This window comes from Streptomyces sp. NPDC059003, assembly GCF_042740445.1.
Taxonomy (GTDB): Bacteria; Actinomycetota; Actinomycetes; order Streptomycetales; family Streptomycetaceae; genus Streptomyces.
Window position 1 is genome coordinate 65152 of record NZ_JBHYJH010000027.1, and the last position, 6000, is coordinate 71151.

A 6000-nucleotide genomic window follows, 5' to 3' on the forward strand; every position below is an offset into this window, starting at 1 on the left:
GTGGTGACCACCAGGCCACCGGCACGGCGGCCGCGCAGCAGTGGAGGCACACCCCATGACCACGTCCGTCACCGTCATCGGCCTCGGCAACCTCGGCCAGGTCCTCGCCCGCGCCTTCCTCGACCAGGGCCACCGGGTCACCGTGTGGAACCGCTCGCAGGACAAGGCGGACGAACTCGTCGCGCGCGGCGCCACCTTGGCGGCGACCCCGACCGCCGCCGTCGAGGCGAGCGACCTGGTCGTCGTCTGCGTACTCGACTACACGACCGTCCGCGACCTGCTCACGCCCGTCGGCACCGCCCTCGCGGGCCGCGTCGTCGTCAACGTCACCTCCGGGATACCGGAGGCCGCCCGCGAGCTCGGCGCGTGGGTCACGGAGCAGGGCGCCGCGTACGTGGACGGCGCGGTGTACGCGATCCCGCAGACCATCGGCACACCGGAGGCATTCGTGCTCTACAGCGGCGACGCCGACGCCTTCGGCCGCTACCGGGCGGTCCTGGAGCCGCTGGGCACGGCGGTCTTCGTCGGCGGCGCGGCGGAGCTCGCGCCGGTGTACGACGTGGCGCTGCTCAGCGGCATGTACGGCATGTTCGCGGGCTTCTTCCAGACGGTGGCCGTCGGCGGCTCCGCCGGGATCGACGCCGTGAAGGTGACCGAACTGCTCGTGCGCTGGCTGAAGGAGGCGCTCGGCGCGCTGCCCGGCTTCGCCGCCGAGATCGACGCCGGTGACTACCGCACCCAGACGTCCAACCTCGACATCAACGCCGTGGGCCTCGCCAACATCCTGGCCGCGACGAAGGCCCAGGGCGTCGGCGTGGACCTGCTCGCGCCGCTCCAGGCCCTGTTCGACCGGCAGATCGAGCAGGGCCACGGCGCCGCGAGCCTGGCCCGGGCCATCGAGTCCCTCCGCTGACGCCGACCGCGCGGAACCGGCCGCGCCCCGGCGGGCGGGTCCCGGGGCCCGCCCGCCCCGCTCACACGTCCGCGAGCCGCGCCTCCTCCAGGTCCAGGGACCGCTGGAGGCGCCGCCGCGTCGTGTCGCTGATGCGGTGCTCGTCGTACAGGTGCTGAAGCTCGGCCGCCTCCACCGCGATCAGGTCGCGGCGCAGCTGGCGGTAGACGAGGTCGGCCGACTCGACGGCGCCGCCGCCGTTCTCGTCGAGGCGCTCCCTGGCGTGCTCGCGGCGGGCCTGGAGGCCGCGCCGCAGCCGTTCGGTCACCACCTCGGGGACGGCCTCGACCTCGGACATCTCGTCGAGGCGGCGCAGCCCCGCGTCGGCGAGCCGGCAGCGCGCGGTGGCCTCCTCGCGCTCGGTGTGGTCGGGTTCGAGGGCGATGCCGGAGCGGCGTACCACCGGGGCCAGCGTGAAGCCCTGCACGACGAGCGTGACGACCACGACCGACGTCGTCAGGACCAGGACCAGCGGCCGCTCCGCGAGAGCGCCGCCGTCGTCCGCCGTCACGGGGATGGAGAGCGCCGCCGCCAGCGGCACCACACCGCGCGTACCCGCCCAGGTGAGGACCACCGGCACCCGCCAGTTCGTCCTGCCGATGCCGCCCTTGCGCTGCACGAGCGCCGACAGCGGCGCGAGCCACAGCAGCCGCACCGCGACGAGTGTGCCCGCGATGGCGAGCGCGTACAGCGGCCAGGCCCGGTCGTCCGCGCTCAGCGCCCGTACCTGCGCGGGCAGCGCGAGCCCGATGAGGCTGAACACGACGGACTCCAGGAGGAACACCACCGTGCCGTACACGGCGTGCAGCTGGAGCCTGATGCGGGCGTTGGTGAGCCGGTCGCCACGGCCGCCGAGCACCACCCCCGCCACCACGACGGACGTGATGCCCGAGGTGTGCGCGGCCTCCGCGAGGACATACGCCGCGTACGGAGTGACCAGCGCTATCACCGTCTCCAGGACGGGGTCCTCGGTGCGCCGCCTGATCAGCGTCACCACGCCCGCGACGGCCGCGCCGATCAGCGTGCCGCCGCCCGCGAGCACCACGAACTGCCCGCTCGCCGACCGCCAGTCCGCGGCTGCCGACGCCACCGCGACACTCACCGCGACCCGGAAGAGCACCAGCGACGTCGCGTCGTTGAACAGGCTCTCGGCCTGCACGAGGACCTGCACCTTGGGCGGCAGGGCGAGGCGCCGCCCGAGCGCGGTCACCGCCACCGGGTCGGTGCTCGCGAGGACCGCGCCGAGCACGAGCGCCATCGGCCACGGCAGCGGCGTCAGCCAGGACGCCACCGCGCCGACCGCCGCCGCCGAGGCCAGCACCAGGCCCACGGCGAGCACCCCGACCGGCTTCCACACGGCCCGCAGCTCCCGCCAGGACAGCTCCTCGGCGCTCGCGTAGAGCAGCGGCGGCAGCACCACCAGGCCGATGATCTCCGGGCTGATCTCGATCTGCGGAGCCCCCGGGAGCAGGGCGAGGGCAAGCCCCGCGACGACGAGGAGCGACGGAGCGGGAATGCGCCATCGGCGGGCGAAGGTCGCCACCATCGTCGCCAGCACGACGAGTGCCAAGACCGTGCCTACGCTGCGCATTCCCGCCCCTTGGTCGAGTCGGGCCGCCCACGGAGAAGGGGGCCCTTTCACGCCGACCAGCCTTCCCGGCACACCACCTTCACCCTATCCGCACGGAACACGTCAAGGCAGTGTCAACGTCCAGGTGAGACCTGCCAAGGATGCGTCAAAGGGCATTTCCGGTCCTCTCGAAAACAGCTTCGGTTGGGGAAGTCACCAAGCACGCCAAGGAGTTGAGGGCCATGAGCGCGGAGAATGTGGTGGGCATCGTCGTCGCATTGAGCCTGGTCGGGTACCTGGTCCTCGCGCGGCTCTTCCCGGAGAGGTTCTGACACCGGCGCGATGACGGACGTACGACCCGGACAGCTGAAGATCTACCTCGGAGCGGCACCGGGGGTCGGCAAGACCTGCCGCATGCTCGACGAGGGCCGCCGCAGGGCCGCCCGCGGCGCGGACGTCGTCGTGGGCTTCGTGGAGTGCCACGAGCGGCCGCACACGGAAGCCGCCTTCGAACAGGCCCGGGCCGAGGGCGTGGAGGTGCTCGCGCGGACCCGCTGCTCCTACCGGGGCGCGGAGTTCACCGAGCTCGACCTCGACGCGCTGCTCGCCCGGCGCCCCGAAGTCGCCCTCGTCGACGACCTCGCCCACACCAACGTGCCGGGCGACGGCCGCAACCCCAAGCGCTGGCAGGACATCGACCGGCTGCTCACCGCCGGCATCGACGTCGTGACGACGATCAACATCCAGCACATGGAGTCCCTCAACGACGTCGTCGAGAAGATCACCAAGGTGCCGCAGGCCGAGACCGTCCCCGACGACGTCGTGCGCCGCGCCCACCAGATCGAACTCGTCGACATCGCCCCGGAGTCGCTGCGCCGCCGCATGGCGCACGGCAACATCCACCCGCCCCAGAAGGTCGACGCGGCCCTGGCCAACTACTTCCGCACCGGCAACCTGACGGCGCTGCGCCAGCTCGCCCTGCTGTGGGTGGCCGACCGGGTCGACGAGGCACTGCAGGCCTACCGGTCCGAGCACGGCATCGGCGGGGTGTGGGAGACCCGCGAGCGCGTCGTCGTCGGCCTCACCGGCGGCCCCGAGGGCGACACGCTGATCCGGCGCGCCGCCCGGATAGCGGACCGGTCCGTCGGCGGTGAGCTGCTCGCCGTGCACATCGCGCGCAGCGACGGGCTCGCCGCCGGCACCTCGCACGCCTCCCTCACCCGGCAGCGGCGGCTCGTCGAGGATCTCGGCGGCAGCTACCACTCGGTCGTCGGCGACGACGCGGCGAGCGCGCTGGTGGAGTTCGCCCGCGCCGAGAACGCCACCCAGCTCGTCCTCGGCTCCAGCCGCCGCGGCCGCTTCGAGCGGTTCCTCACCGGGCGCGGCACCGGCGAGGCCGTCGTCGAGATGTCCGGCGACATCGATGTCCACACGGTCACGCACGAGCGCGCCGGAGCCGGCACGCTCCTTCCGTCCCGCAGGCGTACGCTGTCGGGCCCGCGCCGCGTCGGCGGTCCCGTCGCGGGGCTGCTGCTTCCGCTGGCGCTCACCTTCTTCCTCGACCTGGACGTCGCCAGGGAGCATCTGAACATCACCAGTGCGGCGCTGCTGTTCCTGCTCGCCGTCGTCGGAGTGTCCTGCATCGGCGGCGTCGCCTCCGCGGTGGTCGCGTCCGTCACCGCGTCCCTGCTGCTCAACTACTGGTTCATGCCACCTGTGGGGCACTTCACGTTCGGCGATCCCAACAGCATGATCGCGCTCGTGGTGTTCGCGATGGTCGCCGCCACGGTCGCCGCCGTCGTCGACCGGTCCCTGCGCCTGTCACGGCGCTCGGCGCGGGCCACCGCCGAGGCCGAGACGATGTCGTCCCTCGCGGGCACCATCGTGCGCGGCGGCCGGCCGATCCCGGCGCTCCTGGAACGGGCCCGCGAGGCCTTCGGCGTCGACGCCGCCGAACTCGTCGAGGAGCCACCCGATACCACCGACGCCCTGGTGACCGCCGTGCCCGCGGGCGACGCCTACCTCGTCCTGCGCGGCCGCCCGCTGCCGTCCGCCGACCGCCGCGTGCTCGCCGCGTTCGCCGCGCACGTCGGCGCCGCCGTGGAGCGCGCCCGGCTCGCCGAGGCCGCCGCCGAGGTCGAGCCGGTCAAGGCCGCCGACCGCATGCGCACCGCCCTCCTGCGGGCCGTCGGCCACGACCTGCGCACCCCGCTCGCCGCCGCCCTCGCCGCGATCGGCTCGCTGCGCAGCCGCGACCTGGACTTCTCCGAGCAGGACCGGGAGGAGCTGCTCGCCACCGCCGACGAGTCCATGACCAAGCTCAACCGCCTCGTCGACAACCTCCTCGACATGAGCCGCCTGCAGGCCGGGGCGCTCAAGCTGGAACTGCGCGGCACCACCCTGGAGGAGGTCCTGCCGCCCGCGCTCGACACGCTCCCGGTCGCCTGCGCCGTCGAGACCGGCAGCCTGGAGGAGATCCCCGCGGTCCTCGCCGACCCGCCACTGCTTGAACGCGTCATAGCCAATCTCGTGGGCAACGCCGCCCGCCACACCCCGTCCGGCGCGAAGGTCCTCGTCACCGCGAGCGCCCTGGCGGGCCGCGTGGAACTGCGCGTCGTCGACCGGGGGCCCGGCCTGCCGGCAGCCGACCGGGACCGCGTCTTCGAGCCCTTCCAACGGCTCGGCGACACCGACAACACCACGGGCCTCGGCCTCGGCCTCGCGCTCTCCCGGGGCCTCGCCGAGGCCATGGACGGCACCCTCACCCCGGAGGACACCCCGGGCGGCGGCCTCACCATGGTCCTGTCGCTGCCCTTCGCCGAGCGACCGGAATCAGCCGAACACACACCTGACGTACAGGAAGTGAACGCCACATCCGACTCACGCGTCTGGCATTCTGAGCGCCTTTGATTTGATTGATGGGCGTATCAAGCACCCCCGAGCGCAGAGACGAGATACATGGCACGCGGCAAGCTTCGGATCTATGTGGGGGCGGCACCGGGCGTCGGCAAGACGTACGCGATGCTGTCCGAGGCACACCGTCGTATCGAGCGCGGCACCGACTGCGTCGTGGCGTTCGTCGAGCACCACGACCGGCCGCGCACGGAAGTCATGCTGCACGGCCTGGAGATAGTGCCGCGCAAGGAGCTGGAGTACCGCGGCGCCACGTTCACGGAGATGGACGTGGACGCCGTTCTGGAGCGCGCGCCCGCCGTCGCGCTCGTCGACGAGCTGCCGCACACGAACGTGCCCGGCTCGCGCAACGGCAAGCGCTGGCAGGACATCGAGGAGCTCCTCGCCGCCGGCATCGACGTCGTCTCCACGGTCAACATCCAGCACCTGGAGTCGCTGGGCGACGTCGTGGAATCCATCACGGGCGTGCGTCAGCGCGAGACGGTGCCCGACGACGTGGTGCGCCGGGCGGACCAGATCGAGCTGGTCGACATGTCGCCGCAGGCGCTGCGCCGGCGGATGGCGC

Annotated in this window: 4 protein-coding genes and 1 pseudogene; 4 read left to right on the forward strand and 1 reads right to left on the reverse strand. The window is 72.9% G+C overall.

Features of this window, described 5'->3' with window-relative positions:
• The first annotated feature begins 55 nt into the window (after positions 1-55).
• On the forward strand, positions 56-913 hold the full coding sequence (locus tag ACFWZ5_RS13530; protein ID WP_384790351.1) for an NAD(P)-dependent oxidoreductase: 858 nt from the start codon (positions 56-58) through the stop codon (positions 911-913).
• A gap of 61 nt (positions 914-974) precedes the next feature.
• Here ACFWZ5_RS13530 and ACFWZ5_RS13535 read toward each other — a convergent pair whose 3' ends face one another.
• A complete protein-coding gene (locus ACFWZ5_RS13535; protein ID WP_384790348.1) occupies positions 975-2543 on the reverse strand; it encodes a Na+/H+ antiporter in 1569 nt (522 codons plus the stop codon).
• Between the two features lie 221 nt (positions 2544-2764).
• Between ACFWZ5_RS13535 and ACFWZ5_RS13540 the strand changes: the two genes are divergently transcribed.
• The 3 genes and pseudogenes from ACFWZ5_RS13540 to ACFWZ5_RS13550 all read left to right on the forward strand — a co-directional run.
• A complete protein-coding gene (locus ACFWZ5_RS13540; RefSeq protein WP_384790345.1) occupies positions 2765-2854 on the forward strand; it encodes a potassium-transporting ATPase subunit F in 90 nt (29 codons plus the stop codon).
• 10 nt (positions 2855-2864) lie between these two features.
• A complete protein-coding gene (locus ACFWZ5_RS13545; protein WP_384790342.1) occupies positions 2865-5432 on the forward strand; it encodes an ATP-binding protein in 2568 nt (855 codons plus the stop codon).
• Between the two features lie 48 nt (positions 5433-5480).
• Positions 5481-6000: pseudogene (locus ACFWZ5_RS13550) on the forward strand (histidine kinase); the annotation flags it as partial.

Bases quoted from the DNA above. Each gene is read 5' to 3' on its own strand.
- ACFWZ5_RS13530 (WP_384790351.1), top strand. From the start codon at position 56: ATGACCACGTCCGTCACCGTCATCGGCCTCGGCAACCTCGGCCAGGTC.
- ACFWZ5_RS13535 (WP_384790348.1), bottom strand. From the start codon at position 2,543: ATGCGCAGCGTAGGCACGGTCTTGGCACTCGTCGTGCTGGCGACGATG.
- ACFWZ5_RS13540 (WP_384790345.1), top strand. From the start codon at position 2,765: ATGAGCGCGGAGAATGTGGTGGGCATCGTCGTCGCATTGAGCCTGGTC.
- ACFWZ5_RS13545 (WP_384790342.1), top strand. From the start codon at position 2,865: ATGACGGACGTACGACCCGGACAGCTGAAGATCTACCTCGGAGCGGCA.